Here is an 18,730-nt window from a genome sequence, read left to right on the forward strand (position 1 = left end):
ACCCCAGTATTTTTACTTATGGTATAATGGGGCTGATCTTTTAAGGGGGAAAGGACTTATATGCAGAATAAAGATGCTTCTGCCAAGAGGCCTAGGCGTAAAATAGGCAACGCGGCAGAAAGAAGAACCCTATACTAGTAGTTCTTACATTCTGTCTTTTGTTAGGATTTATGGGGCTTTTTCTCGCAGGCGGGATTGCTACGGGCTACATAGCTGCTCTTGTGAAAGATGAACCGATCCGAAGCAAAGATGAAATTCAAGAACTCTTGTTTAGCAAGTTTCAGACAGGGTTTGCCTACTATCAAGATGGTTCCTTGATCGGTCAGCTTCGAGCCAAGGGAGAAGATCGCCGGATGGTTAAAATTTCGGAGATTTCACCTTCTCTCATTAACGCAATCATTGCTACAGAGGATAAGTATTTCTATGAACATAATGGAATTTTGTTCAGTCCACCTTACGTGAACCATTCAGGAGATTACCAAACAAAGTGTCATAACAGGTGGTAGTACTCTTACACAACAATTGATTAAACGTACCATCCTCTCACCTGAAGTAAGTCATAAACGAAAGCAAAAGAAATTCTTCATGCGATACGAATTGAAAGAATGTTTACCAAGGATCAGATTTTGGAAGCTTACATGAATGACGTATATTTTGGTAAGGACGCCAATGGCTCCAACATTTATGGCGTTCAAGCAGCTGCAAAAGGATTTTTGGCAAAGATGCAAGTAATCTTGATCTAGCAGAAGCCTCTTATTTGGCTGGGCTTCCACAAAGTCCTATCGCCTACTCTCCTTTTAACAAAGAAGGGTACCGTCGTGGACTGGAGCGCCAGAAAATGGTGCTCGAACGGATGAGAGAGAACAATTACATAACATCTGCTCAGCAACAACAGGTTCTCTCCACTAATTTACAGGCACAGCTCGCTAAACCGGAAAAACGTGCGTACGCTGAGCATCCATTCCTCATGATGGAAATTGAGGAACGTACAGCAGAAGTTCTATTGGACCAAAAGCTATTAAAAGACGGCCGTGATAAGTCTCAGATTGGACGTAATGAATATCGTCAGCTTCTAGAAGAGCAACGACGTCAAATTCTACAAAAGGGTTATCATGTGTACACCACTGTACACAAAGATATCAACAACGCCATGGAGAAGATCGCTGCCAATCCGGAAAACTTTGGTAGTAATCGTACTTACTCTGTGACGCGCGGTGGAAAAAAAGAAAAGATCGAAAACGCCTTGGAGGAAGTAGGGGCAACGCTCATTGACAACAAGACAGGCGCGATAATCGGCATGATGGGTGGACGTGATTTTAATGTAGAGCAGACCAATCACGCAACCGCACCACGACAACCAGGTTCGGCGATGAAACCAATCGCTGCATATGCACCAGCAATTGAATTGGGGCTTTTACAGCCTGGTAGTCCTATTGACGATTCTCCTGTACTGTTGGCAGATGAAGCAAGGGTACTCACTTGCCACTTAACTGGGATCGCAAATATCATGGTATGATGAGCGCTCGTGAAGCTCTGCGTCAATCTTGGAACGTACCAGCTATTAAAACCTATCTCAAAGTGGGAATTCCAACCGCTTTAGACTATGTGAAGAAAATGGGTGTCACTACACTGGTGGAAAGCGATAATTATGCAGCTACCGGAGTTATTGGTGGACTAGCCTATGGTCTGAACAGTGAAGAGATAACAAATGCATTTTCTACATTTGCCAATGATGGAAATTTTGTAGATGCCTACATGATTCAAAAAATCGTAGACAGTCGTGGAAATGTCGTTTTTGAACACAATGTCACGCCAGTGAAGGTATTTAGCCCGCAGACCTCCTATCTGATGACAGACATGATGCGTACCGTAGTTAACTCTGGTACTGGTGCTTCTGTACGAAGATATGTACCACAGGGAGTTGATATAGCAGGAAAAACAGGAACTACCAATGATTCTTTGGATCTTTGGTTCGTAGGGTACACACCAGATGTTACACTTGGTGTATGGACAGGCTATGATGTTCCAACCACCATTCCTAGTTCAGCACAACGCCGACCAATGGAAATTTGGGGCAAGGTCATGACTGAGGTCTTTAAAATTGATCCAAAAGTTGCCGATAAATCAGCGAAGTTTGTCAAACCAAGCGGCATTGTCAGCGCAACAATCGATAGTAAATCTGGTTTATTACCAAGTGAACTATCCAAACAAACCGGTCATGTCATTACCGATTTGTTTAATAAAAAATTCGTACCAACTAAAGTGGACGATTCTCATCAAAAAGTGCGTGTCGTTCAAGTCGGTGAAGTTCTCTATCTAGCTCGCGAAAATACACCAGATGATTTTGTTACGGAGGGCGTCTTCTTTAAGAGCCCAGAACCACTCCCATCTTCTGATCAAATTTCCGCTAAAAACAGCAATGTTGGAACCAAGCCTGCCGACTGGGCAGAACGAATGCCAGAAAAAGTAGATCCACGTGAAGCTGTGGATGGTACACCAGCTGCTCCAGCAGGAGTTATTACTGTCAAATCAGGTAGTGGTACTACCATATCCTGGAGTGCCAGCCCAGAAGCAGATGTACTCGGCTATCGTATCTATCGCACAAGCTTAAACGGCGGATTTGAAAAATTGCAACTGTAAAAGACCCGAAAACGACCAATTATACCGATGCTGGACGCAGTGGAGAACATGGCTACTATGTGACAGCTGTCGACATCTCGGGTAATGAATCTACGTCAGGTGCAGGAATGAACGGAAATATAGACATACCAAGTGAAATCAATCCACCTGTACAGCCGAATCCTGACAACAACCAATCTGGCACTGGAGTGGACCCTATTGTTCCACCTGATGGCGGACAAACTACACACCACCAGTAGCTACAAGTGCACCTGGTAAAATCCAAGGTGTCAGCACTTCTAAAACCGCAGATGGTGTTAAAGTTAGTTGGAAAAAGGGACCGGAAAAAGATCACATTGTTGCTTACAACGTTTACTATGCTATGAGCGGCACAACGAGTTATCAACTGATGGATTCAGTAGCCGAGACAAGCTTTGTGTTAACCACAAACGAAGTTGGGGGTAGCTTCTACATCACTGCAGTTAATACCTATGGTGAATCAGCTCCCTCCGCTCATGCAAAAGTAAATTAACAAACCACGTAAAGACTGTTGGGGATTAGCCCAGCAGTCTTTTTTGCATCCATGACAGATTATTGAATTTTCGAAAAGATAAGACTCCTTTTGTGTGGAATGAGATATACTAAGCATGAAGATTCGAGGGAAGCGATGGTGAGCCCTAATGATTCATAGGAAAACATTTTTTCAAAAAAAGTATGGGTTAATGATACGCAGATCGTAATTGAAGGCCCAGTACGCTCTGAAGACTTGGCTAGCATGGAATTTGATGAAGGTTTAAAAGCATTTCGGGCTCCCAAACTACAACAAGAAGCCCTAGTCGAAATTGCTGAACTGCCAGAAGGACGAATCATTGTAGCACGCCATGAAAATGTGGTGTTGGCCTACGTCACCTTCCTACATCCTGACCCACTTGAGCGTTGGTCCATGATACCAATGGATGATTTACTGGAGTTAGGAGCTATTGAGGTAAGTTCCAAAATTCGTAACGGTGGTATAGCAAAACAGATGCTAGAAGTGGCCTTCATGGACAATGCGTTAGAGGATTACATTATTTTAACAACGGAGTATTACTGGCATTGGGATTTACAAGGAACAGGATTAAATGTCTGGGACTATCGCAAAATGATGGAAAAAGTGATGGGGAGCGTCGGCATGATGTGGATGGCCACCGATGATCCTGAAATCTGCTCTCATCCAGCGAACTGCCTAATGACCCGTATCGGTAAACGTGTTCCACTTGAAAGTATGACTACCTTTGACAGCATGCGTTTTCAATCACGTTATATGTATTAAGAATCTATCTCTTGATTGAAAGGAGTTTGTCTATGCGTTTAGAAGACTTTATGCGCAAACGGGTAGTCACAGCTACCGCGACCACGAGCATTCGAGAAGCTTTAGCCCTCTTAAAGCAAAATCGCATTCGCCATCTGCCTGTATTGGATAATCAGATTCTGGTAGGGATTGTCTCCGACCGAGACCTACGAGATGCTCTCCCTCGTCTCTATACGCTAGATCTGATGATCATATTATCATGGCTAAACCAGTACACGAAATCATGAATACAGATGTTATCACTGCCCATCCTCTCGATTTTCTTGAAGAAGCTGCCAAGACCATGTATGAGTACAAAGTAGGCTCGTTGCCTGTGCTCGAAGAAAACAAATTAGTAGGCATTGTAACAGAATCTGATATTTTATATAAAATGATAGAACTGTTTGGTGTAAACAAGGCTAGCTCTCAAATAGAATTAGAAGTGGAAGATCGCTACGGCGTGTTGGCTGAAGTAAGCCACGTTTTCCGCGAATCTAAAGTAAATGTAAGCAGTGTTATTGTGTTTCCCTCAGCCTCAGAAGGTAAAAAAAATCTGGTATTTCGAGTGACAACCATGGATACTCGTATAGTGACAAGCATGTTACGTGATAAAGGCTTCCATGTCCTCGACCCGATCAGGGGGGACTCCCTTCGTGACTCGTAACTCCCGTTTGATCTATTCAGCTGACTATACCAAATACTTTTTTCATGAGGAGCACCCCTTTAATCAAAAACGACTGTTACTGACATATGATCTCATGCAAGCTTATGGATTACTGACCCCAGAGAATATCATGGCTCCACGCCATGCCACCGATGATGAATTACTGCTTGTACATGATCCACGATACGTAGAGGTAGTAAAACGGCAAGGTGCTCAACAGGAAGAATTGCCCCTTGCCGCTAGCTATGGTTTAGGAACGGAAGATGTACCTATATTTGCAAATATGCATGAAGCCACATCGCTTATTGTAGGGGGCACAATCGCAGCCGTCGATGTAGTGATGAATGGACAGGCAGACCACTCCTTTAATCCTGCCGGTGGATTGCATCATGCCTTTCGCGGGAAAGCATCTGGCTTCTGTATTTACAACGATTGCTCGGTGGCAATCGCATACATACGCAAACATTGGAATGCCCGCGTCTTGTATATCGATACTGATGCCCATCATGGTGACGGCGTTCAATGGGCTTTTTATGACGACCCCAATGTCATGACGATCTCCCTGCATGAGACAGGCAAATACCTTTTTCCAGGTACAGGAAATGTCACGGAGCGCGGAGATGGCCAAGGCTTTGGTTATTGTGTAAATGTGCCACTGGATGCCTTCACCGAAGATGATTCATTCCTAGAAATTTATGACTCACTCCTCCCTAGAATCGCACGCGGCTTCCAACCTGATATCATCATTACTCAAAATGGTTGCGATGCTCACAGCTACGATCCCCTCACACATTTGAGTTGCTCTATGCGTATCTATCAGGAAATTCCCCGACTTGCTCATCAGCTGGCTCATGAATTATGTCAAGGAAAATGGGTGGCTGTTGGCGGAGGCGGTTATGATATTTGGCGTGTTGTTCCACGTGCTTGGACCATGTTGTGGAGTGAGATGACTGATCAATATCTACAGGACGGTCCACTTCCCATAGAATGGTTGCAGAAATGGCTTCCTTACAGTCCTTTAGAATTACCTACCTGTTTATTTGATGATGTGGGTTCTTTTATGCCGATACCAAGACGTGGTGAAATTAGTGAAAAGAATCGTTTGTCCTTGGGAAAAGCAGTCTTGCATGCTCCATATCTCTAATAGACGATCTGGACTTTCTTCGTTTTCAAAAGCTTTCCACACTATCAGTGAAGGCATTTATACGTTACCTCTTTACGAAAATGCGAAAGAGGTATGCAGATAATTTGCATTCCTCTTTCCATTTCATTAGGCACGATAACCTAGAATTTCTATGTTAGTAAACCACTAAATGAATAGTAGTACCAAACGGATCTTTCGTAATGATTACTCCGTTTTCTTCTATGATTGATGCCCCATATTTTTTACCTGCTGAACCATTCTTTCCCTTGATTCCTCGTCAGATAATACCAGCGTATACGATTGTAATCCAACGCTATTTGGACTTGGAGCAGGTGCTCCAGCACTTCCCCATGTATTTAAACCGATATGATGATGGTATTTCCCTGTTGATATAAAGAGTGCCTGACTTCCATATCTTGATGTGACCTCAAATCCAAGCCCCTGCGTATAAAACTCCTCTGCCTGTTTTAAATCTGCTACCTGTAAATGAATATGTCCCATGATTGTCTCACTTGGCATCCTCTGCCAATCTTGCTCTTTATTCTCTTGTAAAAGTCCCTCAATATCCAACGGTTCTGTACTCATTCCTACATTGTCACCATCCCAAATCCAAGTCTTGGAAGGGCGATCTACATATATTTCAATTCCATTACCATCTGGGTCTGCTAAATAAAGCGCCTCACTGACAAGATGATCAGAAGCACCTTGTAAGGGATAACCCTTTTGCAAAAGATGAAATAGGATATTAGCTAAATCGGCACGTTGTGGTACTAAGAGGGCGAAATGATATAACCCTGTCGTCCGGGGTTCTTTTGGTACCACTTTATCCGGCTGTTCGATCGTTACCAGAGGAGTTTTGCCATTAGCAGTAAATACTACTTTTGTTTCGGTGCGATGGAGAACCTGAAGTCCTAGCATATCTCTGTAAAACGTTACAGAACGTTCTAGATTTTCTATTATAAGATGAACCTGACTCACAAATGTATAAGGATAGCCATGAAAGTTCATTTCTTTCCAACCCCTTTTGCCTGATTTCTTATCCAAAAGCTTTCAATAATTAATTAAAAGTAAGTTGATTACTTATTGTAAGTATATATGGTAAAAAGATCCTTGTCAATTCATATCTAGTTTTACATTACTATGAGTTATTCTTGGCTCTTTTACTGGAAAAGAAAAGCGAATTCGTACGATGCATGAAGCATACGATACAAATCCGCTTTGGCTGATCTCGGTATCCCTTACACTCAAGTATGAGTTACCGAGTTTATTTTGTTATTTTGAAACCCCTAACATTTGTAAAATATCTTCAGGCTGGTAGCCTTTCACTGCTTTTCCATTCACTACAGTAACAGGCACCCCCATAAATCCGAATGCCTCTACCTCTTCCTGATACTGGCTACTGCTCATGACATCTCGCACTTCATAAGTGACAGCCTTCTCATCCAACATTTTTTTAACCATGTCGCACTCGATGCAACCTTTTGTGGAATAGACAATCGCCGTTGTTTGACTCATGCTTGTTAAGCCCCTCTTTCTCAAAAGTACGAAGCATATGGCTCACCATTTGATAAGATCGCTTGGAAGCAAGCTTCGTAAATTCAAGGAAATTAACATGTGCAGATCCATCTGCACGATCAGACATCGCTCGTACAATAACAAAAGGTACTTCATTCATAGAGCACACTTGAGCTACTGCTGCCCCTTCCATTTCCGTGCAAGATGCTTGAAATGTCTCCGATAATTGTTGGACTTTATTACGATCTGCAATAAATTGATCGCCTGATAGGATGCGTCCTGCACCGATCTGAATATCATCTTCTAGCTGATGCCCAGCATTCATCGCCAATCCCTTTAATTTTTCATCTGCGATCCAACACCAGGTTTTCTCATAAGGAATCTCTCCTGGTTGAAAGCCAAGTGAAGTAGCATCGATATCATGTTGCATACAATCTGTGGAAATGACAATGTCACCAATGTGTAAATCAGGATGGACGGCCCCCGCCACACCAGTAAAGATCACTTGACTCACCTGAAATTCTTGAATAAGAATTTGTGTGCAGACAGCAGCATTTACCTTGCCTACACCCGATTTGCAGAGTACTACCTTCTGTCCGTGAAATTCACCTATATGATAGGTTATACCCGCTTTTGTTACAGCTTGTTTGTTTTGCATATCCTCTAGATATAGAGCGATCTCTTCATCCATCGCTCCCATGATTCCGATGATCATTTCATCTCTCCCTCTAACGCTTTACTCTTCCTCTGCCATTTCCTTCGTGCTTTGACGATACTCAATGCGATGCGGCAATAGTACAATATGATCTTCAACTTGTTCATTATTCATATACTTGGTTAACAACCTCATAGCAACAGCCCCAATATCATACATCGGTTGAACAACCGTAGACAGGCGAGGGCGTACCATTTCTGCCAGACGCACATTGTCATGACCGATTACTTCCACATCTTCTGGTACAGAGTGTCCCAAATCCTGTACAGCATGAATCGCTCCAATAGCCATTTCATCGCTTGCTGCAAATACTGCTGTTGGCGGTTCTGCTAGTTTCATGAAGTCTCCCATGCTTTGCAAGCCTGATTCATAGCGGAAAGAACCATTGGCAACCAAATTCTCATCATAAGACAAACCTGCATCCAGTAACGCTTGTTTGTATCCCTCAAAGCGTACGAGTCCTTCTAGCGGATAAGACATTGGTCCGGTAATGATTGCAATACGCTTATGCCCACGTCTAATGAGAGCTTGGGTAGCATCATAAGCCGCTTGGAAGTGATCAATGGTCACGGCAGGCAATTTTCCTTCTGGATCACGAGTAGCTGCCAAAACAGTTGGAATGGAAGCCGTTTTTAAAGAATGGAAATGTTCTTCTTTAATTTCAGCGCCCATGAACAACAAGCCATCTACTTGTTTTTCTAATAAGGTATTAATTAATTGCAATTCTTTTTCCAAACGGTGGTCAGAGTTGCAGAGAATGATGTTGTATTTGTACATGGTAGCGATATCTTCAATTCCTCGTGCTAGCTCAGAAAAGAACTGACTTGAGATATCCGGAATAATCACTCCTACCGTTGTTGTTTTCTTGCTTGCTAGACCGCGTGCTACTGCATTAGGGCGATATCCTAGGCGTTCAATTGCAGTCATAACCTTTTTACGTGTCAATGGTTTGACATTGGGATTGCCGTTAACGACCCTCGATACAGTTGCCATCGATACCCCTGCTTCACGTGCTACATCATATATTGTAATTGGCATATTACGTCCACCTATCTTTTCCAAATTATACCTTTCAGTATTATTTTCATAAATTTATAGCCATATAATACGATATGATACCCATAGTTGCAACCGTTTTCTCGGTCTATATTTTTCCTATTAACGGTATAATTTCGCGTTTTTTGGCTCTTCTATCTCTCAATCTGATATGTCACGATCGAAAATGAAAGAATCTAGTCCATTTATATTGTCTAATTTTAACAGAAGAAAACAATTCATGTGTTTTTATCTTTACGTTATGTATAACAAACATTCCCTAAATTAATCTATCATAAGAGAAAAGCAGACCGCTCTGACGAGAGGCCTGCTAGAATTACACATGGTTCGGTTCTGCTTTTACTTCACGATAGCAAGCTCTGGCTTGTAAAGACCAGAAGCATACAGTTCATCTAGCATTTCATTGAAAGCAGGGATGGTAAGCTGTTGTTTTGCATCGGATAGCGCTACATCTGGATCAGGATGAACCTCTACCATGATACCGTCAGAACCTACTGCTAAGCCAGCTTTCGCTGTTGGAAGCAATAGATCTCGGCGACCAGTCGAATGTGTCACATCTACAAATACTGGCAAATGCGTCTCTTGTTTTAAGATCGGCACAGCAGAGATATCAAGGGTGTTACGTGTCGCTTTTTCGTAAGTACGAATACCGCGTTCGCAAAGCATAACTTGCGTATTTCCTTCTGATAAAATATATTCAGCAGCGTAAATGAACTCTTCGATGGTTGCTGACAATCCACGTTTTAATAAGATAGGGTGGTTTGTGCGACCTGCTGCTTTTAACAGTTCGAAGTTTTGCATGTTACGTGCACCAATTTGAATAACATCTACATATTTAGTAGCTATCTCAAGATCAGAAGGCGTTACGATCTCACTGATCGTCACTAAATTAAATTCATCCCCGATACGTTTAAGAATCTCTAACCCTTCCAATCCAAGTCCTTGGAAGTCATAAGGAGATGTGCGTGGCTTGTATGCTCCACCACGGAGTACACGTAAGCCTTGTTTCACGTGATTTTCAGCTACAGCACGAACTTGATCGTAGCTTTCTACCGAGCATGGTCCAGCGATCAGAACCTTCTCTTTACCACCAAACTCCACACCTTTAATGTTTAGGACAGTATCTTCTAGTTGTTTTTTACGGCTTACTAATAGAATTTTCTTATCCTCATCTTTTTGTAGATCAAGAGATGCACTAAAGATTTGTTTAAATAGATGGCGAATGGCTTCATCACTGAATGGTCCATTGTTATTCTCTACAATTAGATTCAACATGTCACGCTCACGTTCTGGATCAAAACGATTTACGCCCTGCTTGCTCTTCTCTTGGCCTAACTCCTGAACCAAAGAGGCACGCTTGTTGATCAATTCTAATAATTGCAAATTAATTGTATCCAGTTTTTGGCGAATGACCTCAATCTGCTCATTACTCATCTCTACTCCACCCTTCTACTTTTTCCCTTATCGTTTACAAAATACAGTATGGTTATTCATAAGACGTTCTGAGTTACCTGTTATTATAGTAGATGATTAGGCGTTTGACCAGCCCTTTAGTACCAAAAAGCGCGAAAGTAATTGTTAACAGCCATAAATATTTTGAAAAAGGTTAATTTAATAGGGTTTTATTATCTTTAGAAGCTAGTATATGATAGAGAAAATACGTAAATCTTCCATTCCAGATGGGAAGGAGAGTCAATTCATTTGCTAGAACAACATGCAGACAAGCAAAATAACACTCTTTTTGCTTTAGATATCGGTACCCGTAGTGTGGTAGGACTTATTGTAGAACCACTTGAAGACAAATTTCAAATTAAAGATTGTTACATTTTAGAGCATACGGAACGTTCTATGTTGGATGGGCAAATCCATGATGTGCTCGCAGTCGCTGAAGTAATAGAGCGGATCAAACAGCATTTGTCTCAAAAGCATGGCACCTTAAAAGAAGTAGCAGTAGCGGCAGCTGGACGCTCGCTCAAAACAAAGCGAGTTCGCTTCGAGCTCCCTATCTCGCATTTGCCTGTGCTGACCAGGGATGATGTGCTCACCCTAGAATTTTCCGCTGTACAAAAGGCTCAGGCTGAATTAGCTCAAGAGCTAAATGAGACGGATATTACACGCTATTATTGTGTAGGATACAGCGTGGTCAACTACCATTTAGATGAAGAAATCATTGGAAATCTAATCGATCAACGTGGAACGAACGCTTCTGTTGATGTAATTGCCACATTTTTACCCCGTGTCGTTGTAGATTCCTTATTGGCTGCTCTAAAACGTAGTGGTCTAGAGATGAAAGCTCTTACCCTGGAGCCAATCGCTGCCATCCATGTGTTGATCCCTACCACGATGCGCCGATTAAATATTGCACTAGTTGATATCGGTGCAGGGACCTCTGATATTGCATTAACAGAAGACGGAAGCATTACGGCCTATGGCATGGTACCTACGGCTGGAGATGAGATTACAGATGCCCTTATGAATGCATTTTTGCTAGATTTCCCTGTTGCAGAGGAGGTAAAACGCCACCTACATGATCAGGAAACTGTCCAGTTCCATGATATTTTGGGAATTGAGCATGATGTAAGCACAGAACAAGTCATTGCGGCTATTGAATCTGATATCGAGTCCCTTGCAAAACAGATCGCCCATAAAATTTTGGAACTTAATAGTAAGGCCCCACAAGCAGTTATGCTAATTGGAGGCGGAAGCTTAACCCCGACCCTCCCAACAAAAGTAGCGCAACACTTGGGACTGCCCGCTAATCGTGTGGCTGTTAGAGGAGCAGATGCGATCAAGCAATTTGTTGGAGAGCATCCCTTGCTAAATGGTCCAGCATTCGTAACACCTGTTGGAATTGCCCTCGCAGCACATTCACAGCCTATTCGTTATGTGACGGTGACTATTAATGATACGCAGGTAAGACTCTTTGATCTACGTAAAATGACATTAGGCGATGCACTATTAGCTGCTGGTATGGATATTAAGCGTCTACACGGTCGTCCTGGGCTAGCTATGTCAGTCAGTGTAAACGGACGTCTTAAGATCATTCCAGGTGAGCACGGCACCTCTCCGACCATTCTGATCAATGGTCTGTCAGGCTCTCTGGACTCTCTCATTTCAGATGGAGACACTATTAGTGTAGTCTCTGGTATGAATGGTAAAGAGGCAACTGCCGTAGCTCATGATCTTATTGATCCAAGTATGGCACTTACACTCACTATTAATGGTGAGGAATTTGTACAGCTACCTATTGTTTTACATGACAGTTTAATCCTACAAAATGATGCCCTGCTATGTGATCGTATGGACCTAGAGATGCGCCTACCTAAAACCATCGGAGAAGCTATTCAGTCCAGCAAATATGCTTCGCTGATACAAGAAGTAGCCGAAGCTCCCTTGTTTGTGATGACATGTAACAAGCAAACCTATTCCATACCACGTAAAGAGTTACATATTCTTTTAAACGGAAAAAAAGCTTCTTTGTTGGATTCTGTTTATTCACAAGATATCATTCATTGCGAAGTTCATGATCTAGAAACTCCTACTATAGGCGATTTGATAACACCAGATGATATGGTTCAAGAAACTGTGAACGTGTATGTAAATGACCAACTCATATCCTTAGAAACAGGCCACATGGACATACAACTTAATGGAAGCCCAGCTACCATGCAAACCCAACTACAAAATGATGCTGTTGTAACGATACATTCTGTAGTAGGAGAAGCTCCTATGTTAAGTGACATCTTCCGTTATGTAGAGATTCCCGCTCAGCCTATTGGGACAAATCAGTTGCCCAATTTCATCATGAAGGTAAATAATGAAGTAGCTTCCTTTCAAACCCCTTTAGTAAGTGGGGATAGAGTAGAACTGTACTGGGAATAGCATGAAAAAAGACCCCATAGCTGGGGTCTTTCTCTTGTCTGCCTATTTCATAGCTTGCTCGATTGCATCCTTCGTAATCTTCCAATGAGAGGTATGCCACGAGACTGCACCGTTCTCAATTAGAAAGATTTGTGGTGATTCGTGTTTAATCTGAAAATGCTCTGCAATTTCATTAGAGACAGGGCGAGCCTCACGAACGAGTACCACAGCTGCCTCCACATCGCTGTTTGCTTGCAAATACGCATGGAACTGCTCATGAGCAGACGTACTGATCGGACAAACTGTACTGTGTTTAAACAGTAGTAGTTTGCCTTTCTTCTCTAAGAATGCTTGTAGTTCTTCTTGGGATTGCAACTGTTGAAATGCCAAATAAACTCGCTCCCTTCTCAATAACGTAGATGATAATTAATGATAAAGAGAAAGATAGCGAAAGGCAAATTTTTTCCAAGTTACGTTACACTTCTAGTTTGATTTGTGTCAGCTTCCGTTGAATCTCACTTATCCATTGCTGAGCATGAAGTGACTTGGCCAACAAATATAGATCAAGTAATTCATTTACTCTCTCATCAATCTTGTCTTTCAATTCTTCATCTTCGCTCTGTTCCGCTATAATGACGAGTAGATTGGCAAACTCGCTGATTGCTTCAAAGGCAACCTCTTGCTCTTCCGGTTGGTCTCCCAGGTTTCTCATCAGTTGTTTTAGATCATCCTTTACGAGATCGACAACAGACGTGCAAGCACATTCTTCATCTTTGCAGACATGAATTGGCACATTAAGAATTTTCACCCGACTGCGATAGATTACACTGCGCAGCGCGATGTCCATCTCTTTGCCACATTGGCTGCAATATTTCATCTGTACTTCTCCTCTCTCAAACTGCCTTTCCTCCAGATTTATCTGTCTGTTTTTCTAAGTCACCCATTTCGAGTGAGGGATATAATAATCCTGCTGAAGGTATGTTGGTACATGATGGCAGTACTTGTTTAACTTCCAAACGCACAAACGCTTTCCCCATATGTAAAAGCGTATCCTCTACACATTGTAGGGGTTTCCTTTCACTTTTACATGTCATACTTTCTGTAACTAGATGAAAACTTTGGCATCTACCCACTTAATTTGGTAGATAAATGCCAAAGATGCCAGCATACTTATAGCCTACAATTAGTGATAAATAGCGTTTACTTTCTCACATGTAGGGCAAATAGCAATTTTACCCGAATGTCCTATTTCATCCTCTACCCGATAACCGGTAATTTTTTCTGAGGAACAGAACAAGCACTCAGAGTTAAATTCCATATCATATTGCGCTTTCCAAGCAATCGATTTAAAATCTTCTCCCACAAAAATAGTCATATACAAATGTTCCTTGGGTTGTAACGCGTAAATGTCTCGATTCATCATATCCATCCCCTTCCTTTTTGTGAATGTCTTTGTTATCATTCAGCTTTTCCACATTTTCAGAATAATAAACATCAGTAAAAATATTTTTACCAAGGTACTTCGCTTTCCAAATTTTTTTGTGTACAATATGAGCAAGATCATGAAAGCGAGGAGATACATATATGAAAGATCCACGTTTAGAACAATTGGCATACAATTTGGTCAATTATTCCATTCGCGCTCAAAAGGGCGAGCACGTACTCATTCATTCTACCGGTCATCAGCCTGAATTAGTAAAAGCCTTAATTCGCAAGGTATATGAAGCTGAAGCTCACCCATATGTACAACTTCAAGATCCTGCCATTCAACGGGAATTGTTAATGGACACAAACGAAGAACATCTTGCTGTCATGCGAGAAGCTGAAGTTGCTTTTATGAAAAAAATGGATTGTTATATTGGGATTCGCGGAGGTAAAAACATTACAGAACTCTCCGATGTTCCAAGCGACAAAATGAGTATGTATTCCCGTCAGTTGCAGCGACCTGTTACAGATATCCGTGTACCTGAAACAAAATGGGTAGTTATGCGTTATCCAAACGAATCCATGGCTCAATTGGCTAGTATGAGTACAGAAGCGTTTGAAAGCTTTTACTTTGATGTTTGCAATCTAGACTACAGCAAAATGTCCAAAGCAATGGACAACCTTGTAGAGCTTATGAACAAAACAGATAAAGTTCGCTTAACAGCTCCTGGAACAGACTTGTCCTTCTCTATTAAAGACATCCCAGCGATTAAATGCGCAGGCGAGTGTAACATTCCGGATGGTGAAATTTTCACAGCTCCTGTGAGAGACTCTGTAAATGGTACCCTTTCCTATAACACGCCATCTCCATACCAAGGCTTTACATTTGAAAATGTGAAGCTGACCTTCAGAGATGGAAAAATCGTTGAGGCCACCGCAAATGACACAGAGCGCATTAACAAAATCTTTGACGAAGATGAAGGCGCACGCTACATTGGAGAATTTGCTATTGGGGTGAATCCTTATATTCAAAACCCAATGAAAGACATCTTGTTTGATGAAAAAATTGACGGAAGCATTCACTTTACACCAGGACAAGCTTACGATGAAGCATTCAACGGTAATAAATCTTCCATTCACTGGGATATGGTACTAATCCAACGTCCTGAATGGGGTGGTGGAGAAATCTACTTTGATGATGTTTTGATCCGTAAAGATGGACGCTTTGTCCTTCCTGAGCTAGAGTGTCTCAACCCTGAAAATCTTAAATAAATGCAACAAAACAAAACCTCGAGGAACTAAAATCCCCGAGGTTTTGTTTTAATTGTTCCATTTGAAAGGAAGCGTAGCCATTTTATGATGTATGAACTACGTTTTGCCCTTTATCAAGCATTTGTTTTTTATTCTTTAGAAATTGAACAGCGCCTTCTAATTGATGTAGGGTAAACTCCCAACACATTTTTTGATACTCATTCAACTCTTCCACGCTTTTCTGATAACTGTTTCGAATGATCTCCTGTCGCTTCTCTTGATAAGCAATCAAATCATCAAAAAAGTACTTTTGATCTTCTGCCGGGTGTAAATCACAAAAGAATAAGCGCGTTAACATATCTGACCGAACAATCGGTCCTTCAATTTCCGTCTTTAACTCCTGATGAAATTGATCGCGTCCTTGTTGCGTCAGACGATACATAATCTTGTTTGGCTTTCCTGTCTGTAACACTTCTTCTTTTGTAACATGTCCTTCTTGTTCCAACTTTTTTAGAGCGGGATAAATCGCGCCGTAGCTCGCATCGTAAAAGAAACCTATGCTGCTCGTAAAGAACTGCTTTATATCGTAGCCGCTCATTTCACGATAATGTAATAAGCCTAAAATGATTGATTTGACGTCCATAACATTTCCTCCGGATGTAGGCTTGGTACAAAATTTCAATTATTTACTTACATTATTCTTTGTTTATTTCAATATTATAAAATGTTTAACTTGATATTAGCAAGATTTTAACAAGATTTTAACAAGAAATGAATCCTTCTCCCCCTTATTATGAGAGTAACGCTTTAAATCGTCATAGCACAAGTTGCTTTAGGCTTATTTCCCTCTCTCGCATATAGTAAAAGCATCCTATATTCCTAGTTTTTGTCTTTGTTTTTAGGAATTTTCTGCGATATCTAATTACTCCTACTTGGCTTTGAGATGAATACAATATCTCCTCACACAATTGGGCGTTCCACCTTTATCCTCTCTCCATAAGATGATGTATACCTATCTGCAGGGAAGTAAGGAGATGAAGTTGTGAAACCAAGAGGCTGGTCCTATACGAATACAAAATATCAGCAGATGAGTAATCTACATCCATTCAACTTCTTTGTTCCGTTAGTGGAACAGGTAAAGCATGGCGTAGTTTCTCTTATCTGCGAAGACAACACCTCCCCTCCAGACATCGATCAGATTTTGCAAAGCTTTTTGGACATGGAACCGCTCGAAGCAGGTCAGACGGAAAAAAGCTTTGGTTCCGGCTTCATTTTTCATCCCAAGGGCTATATTCTCACCAGTGAACACGTTATAGGCAAATCCACATCTATTTATGTAAAAATGTGGAACGGAAAGGTATTTGAAGCTAAGCTCATTTTTAGTGATCCTCAACGGGATTACGCTATCGTAAAAATTGAAACAGATATTCGTCTTAGTCCACTGCCTCTTGGCAATTCAGGTGAGGCACGCGTAGGTGAATGGGTCATTAGCGTCGGAAGTCCCCTTGGTTTAGAAAATTCAGTTACAGCGGGCATTATAAGTGCCAAAAACAGGCGTATTCAGGTATCTAAAAGATTATACGATGAAATCTTCCAGACAGATGCTGCCATTAATCCCGGTAACAGCGGAGGCCCCTTAATTAATTTACACGGTGAAGTAATAGGTCTAAACGCATTTATCATCCAGTCTAGTCAATGCCTTGGTTTTGCCATTGGAATTGATAGTATTAAGAAGAAAATCCAGCAACTTTTATAGCTTAGTTTTTTCCCACCACACGTAACAATAAACGTGTACAGTGAAAAAGAGTTGCCGTCTCACCATGGAGAGCTGGCAACCTTTTTTCTGTGATCTGGAGTTATCTTTGTGTTCCATCTACTTGTATGTTTACCAGACAGCCACGGCTCCATCGGTCCGTGGATCTCTGTACCACCTACCCTCAATCCATTGCCATCTAGGGGCATCCAGAGCTGCTTGAGGATGTAACTAGAAATCGATCTCCTTCAGACGGTTCTAATAAACATAAAATGGTTCGACCCGTCGTTGATTTCCCACAGCCTGATTCTCCTACAATGCCCACCGTTTCACCCGGATAGACCGTTTAATGAATACCTCAACCGCTTTTACATGGCCAACCGTTTTGTTCAAAAATCCCGCTTGAATCGGAAAATATTTTTTCAAATTTTTTACTTCTAATTAAAGGTTGCGTCATTTTGACACCTCCTGATACAGCCAACAGCGGTATTTATGTTTAGGTAATTCGAGTAAAGGAGGTTGTGCTTGCTCACAGATTGACATCACCTTTGAACAGCGAGGCGCAAAACGACATCCTTTTGGCATTTGGTAAAGGAGCAACGTAGTGCAGTATTCCCGCGAAGAAGCACTTTCATCATACATATAAAAAAAGCAACATGGATACATTCGATCCACCTTGCTTTTTACTCTCTATAAGAAATGAGTTTCTCATGTTTATATTCATTATCAAGTGCTAGGAAGCTGTTTGCTACTCTTCCTGCTTTTTGTTGAATGCAATCAGATAGACCTCCTGATCGCCCTGAATGTTTAATTCTTGTTCCATTTGTTTTAATTGATGTAGCTGCGCAGAGTCTAACTCTGCAAATGGCATTTCACTAAGATGTTTATGTTCCATTTTCTCACCTACCTTCCACAATTCACAAGCTCTTATGTAGATTGTCCTGTGGGGGAGGAAAACATGCGCTTCTGTAATAACTAAGGATTGAGTGATTATTTTGGTCAAAATTAAGCACTAACCGTTTGCGTTTGCAACACTTGAGATACAGCCGAGCAAGAACGTTTACAAAAACAAATAGGCACTTGTTTGTCTTTTGCTTTCGATTTGATTTTTTTCGCCAAGTTATGATTAACAAAATCGGTTAGAACTAAAATCATTTTAACATCAGATGGAATTTTCAAACTGGTCTCTGAGCTTTTCCTACCTGTAATATGGTGGATCTTTTTATACCCCACCTCTTCAAGTATTTGTAAAATATTGCCTAACCTATCCCCACCAATGATTAATATAGACATAATAGAAATCCTCCTTTAGATTGTTTGTGCATAAGACCCCTGACGGTCAAAAAACAGTTAGATCACTGTTTATTCGTTATATGTTTCTGAAGCCAAAAAGTTAA

13 protein-coding genes and 6 pseudogenes are annotated in these 18,730 nt (G+C 41.4%); 7 read left to right on the top strand and 12 right to left on the bottom strand.

The window, feature by feature from the left end; genetic code table 11:
* The first annotated feature begins 60 nt into the window (after positions 1-60).
* The 4 genes and pseudogenes from EEL30_01170 to EEL30_01185 all read left to right on the top strand — a co-directional run bounded on the left by EEL30_01170 (position 61) and on the right by EEL30_01185 (position 5,757).
* Positions 61-3,151, top strand: a pseudogene (locus tag EEL30_01170) (penicillin-binding protein).
* A gap of 165 nt (positions 3,152-3,316) precedes the next feature.
* A complete protein-coding gene (locus EEL30_01175; GenBank protein QDX91124.1) occupies positions 3,317-3,931 on the top strand; it encodes an N-acetyltransferase in 615 nt (204 codons plus the stop codon).
* A gap of 32 nt (positions 3,932-3,963) precedes the next feature.
* A pseudogene (locus tag EEL30_01180) lies at positions 3,964-4,613 on the top strand (CBS domain-containing protein).
* Positions 4,603-5,757, top strand: coding sequence for an acetoin utilization protein AcuC (locus EEL30_01185; protein QDX91125.1), 1,155 nt, complete (start codon positions 4,603-4,605; stop codon positions 5,755-5,757). The pseudogene EEL30_01180 and the gene EEL30_01185 overlap by 11 nt, the downstream one beginning before the upstream one ends.
* A 154-nt stretch (positions 5,758-5,911) precedes the next feature.
* On the opposite strand, the pseudogene EEL30_01190 reads toward EEL30_01185, so the two are convergent.
* From EEL30_01190 to aroF, 5 genes and pseudogenes are all read right to left on the bottom strand, one after another.
* Positions 5,912-6,765 (bottom strand): annotated as a pseudogene (locus tag EEL30_01190) (VOC family protein).
* 264 nt (positions 6,766-7,029) lie between these two features.
* Entirely contained in the window at positions 7,030-7,272 is a 243-nt protein-coding gene (locus tag EEL30_01195) for a glutaredoxin family protein (GenBank protein ID QDX91126.1), read from the bottom strand.
* A gap of 10 nt (positions 7,273-7,282) precedes the next feature.
* Positions 7,283-7,987 (bottom strand): annotated as a pseudogene (locus tag EEL30_01200) (5'-methylthioadenosine/adenosylhomocysteine nucleosidase).
* Between the two features lie 21 nt (positions 7,988-8,008).
* Positions 8,009-9,025, bottom strand: a complete 1,017-nt coding sequence (gene ccpA, locus EEL30_01205) for a catabolite control protein A (GenBank protein ID QDX91127.1) — start codon at positions 9,023-9,025, stop codon at positions 8,009-8,011.
* A 357-nt stretch (positions 9,026-9,382) separates the two neighbouring features.
* Positions 9,383-10,477, bottom strand: a complete 1,095-nt coding sequence (gene aroF, locus EEL30_01210; protein QDX91128.1) for a 3-deoxy-7-phosphoheptulonate synthase — start codon at positions 10,475-10,477, stop codon at positions 9,383-9,385.
* A 267-nt stretch (positions 10,478-10,744) separates the two neighbouring features.
* On the opposite strand from aroF, the gene EEL30_01215 reads away from it, so the two are divergent.
* Entirely contained in the window at positions 10,745-12,925 is a 2,181-nt protein-coding gene (locus EEL30_01215) for a cell division protein FtsA (protein ID QDX91129.1), read from the top strand.
* 42 nt (positions 12,926-12,967) lie between these two features.
* On the opposite strand, the gene ytxJ is transcribed toward EEL30_01215, so the two are convergent.
* The 3 genes from ytxJ to EEL30_01230 all read right to left on the bottom strand — a co-directional run bounded on the left by ytxJ (position 12,968) and on the right by EEL30_01230 (position 14,324).
* Positions 12,968-13,294, bottom strand: coding sequence for a bacillithiol system redox-active protein YtxJ (ytxJ, locus tag EEL30_01220; protein QDX91130.1), 327 nt, complete (start codon positions 13,292-13,294; stop codon positions 12,968-12,970).
* 85 nt (positions 13,295-13,379) lie between these two features.
* Positions 13,380-13,781, bottom strand: coding sequence for a hypothetical protein (locus tag EEL30_01225; GenBank protein QDX91131.1), 402 nt, complete (start codon positions 13,779-13,781; stop codon positions 13,380-13,382).
* 306 nt (positions 13,782-14,087) lie between these two features.
* Positions 14,088-14,324, bottom strand: coding sequence for a hypothetical protein (locus tag EEL30_01230; protein QDX91132.1), 237 nt, complete (start codon positions 14,322-14,324; stop codon positions 14,088-14,090).
* 164 nt (positions 14,325-14,488) lie between these two features.
* Here EEL30_01230 and EEL30_01235 point away from each other — a divergent pair, with 164 nt between their 5' ends.
* Positions 14,489-15,601: an aminopeptidase gene (locus tag EEL30_01235; GenBank protein QDX91133.1), complete on the top strand. Its 1,113-nt coding sequence runs from the start codon at positions 14,489-14,491 to the stop codon at positions 15,599-15,601.
* An 82-nt stretch (positions 15,602-15,683) separates the two neighbouring features.
* Here the strand turns inward: EEL30_01235 and EEL30_01240 are convergent, their stop codons facing one another.
* Positions 15,684-16,223 carry a PadR family transcriptional regulator gene (locus EEL30_01240; protein QDX91134.1) on the bottom strand — a complete coding sequence of 180 codons (540 nt, stop codon included), beginning with the start codon at positions 16,221-16,223 and terminating at the stop codon, positions 15,684-15,686.
* Positions 16,224-16,622: 399 nt separating this feature from the next.
* Between EEL30_01240 and EEL30_01245 the strand changes: the two genes are divergently transcribed.
* Positions 16,623-17,336, top strand: coding sequence for a serine protease (locus EEL30_01245; GenBank protein QDX91135.1), 714 nt, complete (start codon positions 16,623-16,625; stop codon positions 17,334-17,336).
* Between the two features lie 238 nt (positions 17,337-17,574).
* Here the strand turns inward: EEL30_01245 and EEL30_01250 are convergent.
* The 3 genes and pseudogenes from EEL30_01250 to EEL30_01260 all read right to left on the bottom strand — a co-directional run bounded on the left by EEL30_01250 (position 17,575) and on the right by EEL30_01260 (position 18,626).
* Positions 17,575-17,759, bottom strand: a pseudogene (locus tag EEL30_01250) (ATP-binding cassette domain-containing protein).
* Positions 17,760-17,786: 27 nt separating this feature from the next.
* Positions 17,787-17,930, bottom strand: a pseudogene (locus EEL30_01255) (ABC transporter ATP-binding protein).
* Between the two features lie 408 nt (positions 17,931-18,338).
* Positions 18,339-18,626 carry a DUF2325 domain-containing protein gene (locus tag EEL30_01260; protein ID QDX91136.1) on the bottom strand — a complete coding sequence of 96 codons (288 nt, stop codon included), beginning with the start codon at positions 18,624-18,626 and terminating at the stop codon, positions 18,339-18,341.
* Positions 18,627-18,730: the final 104 nt, after the last annotated feature.

Source organism: Brevibacillus laterosporus, assembly GCA_007833815.1.
Lineage (GTDB): Bacteria > Bacillota > Bacilli > Brevibacillales > Brevibacillaceae > Brevibacillus_B > Brevibacillus_B laterosporus_D.

Excerpts from the sequence above, each read along its gene's own strand:
- ccpA (QDX91127.1), bottom strand. The coding sequence starts at position 9,025 with ATGCCAATTACAATATATGATGTAGCACGTGAAGCAGGGGTATCGATG.
- EEL30_01240 (QDX91134.1), bottom strand. The coding sequence starts at position 16,223 with ATGGACGTCAAATCAATCATTTTAGGCTTATTACATTATCGTGAAATG.
- EEL30_01260 (QDX91136.1), bottom strand. The coding sequence starts at position 18,626 with ATGTCTATATTAATCATTGGTGGGGATAGGTTAGGCAATATTTTACAA.
- aroF (QDX91128.1), bottom strand. The coding sequence starts at position 10,477 with ATGAGTAATGAGCAGATTGAGGTCATTCGCCAAAAACTGGATACAATT.
- EEL30_01195 (QDX91126.1), bottom strand. The coding sequence starts at position 7,272 with ATGAGTCAAACAACGGCGATTGTCTATTCCACAAAAGGTTGCATCGAG.
- EEL30_01230 (QDX91132.1), bottom strand. The coding sequence starts at position 14,324 with ATGAATCGAGACATTTACGCGTTACAACCCAAGGAACATTTGTATATG.
- EEL30_01235 (QDX91133.1), top strand. The coding sequence starts at position 14,489 with ATGAAAGATCCACGTTTAGAACAATTGGCATACAATTTGGTCAATTAT.
- EEL30_01225 (QDX91131.1), bottom strand. The coding sequence starts at position 13,781 with ATGAAATATTGCAGCCAATGTGGCAAAGAGATGGACATCGCGCTGCGC.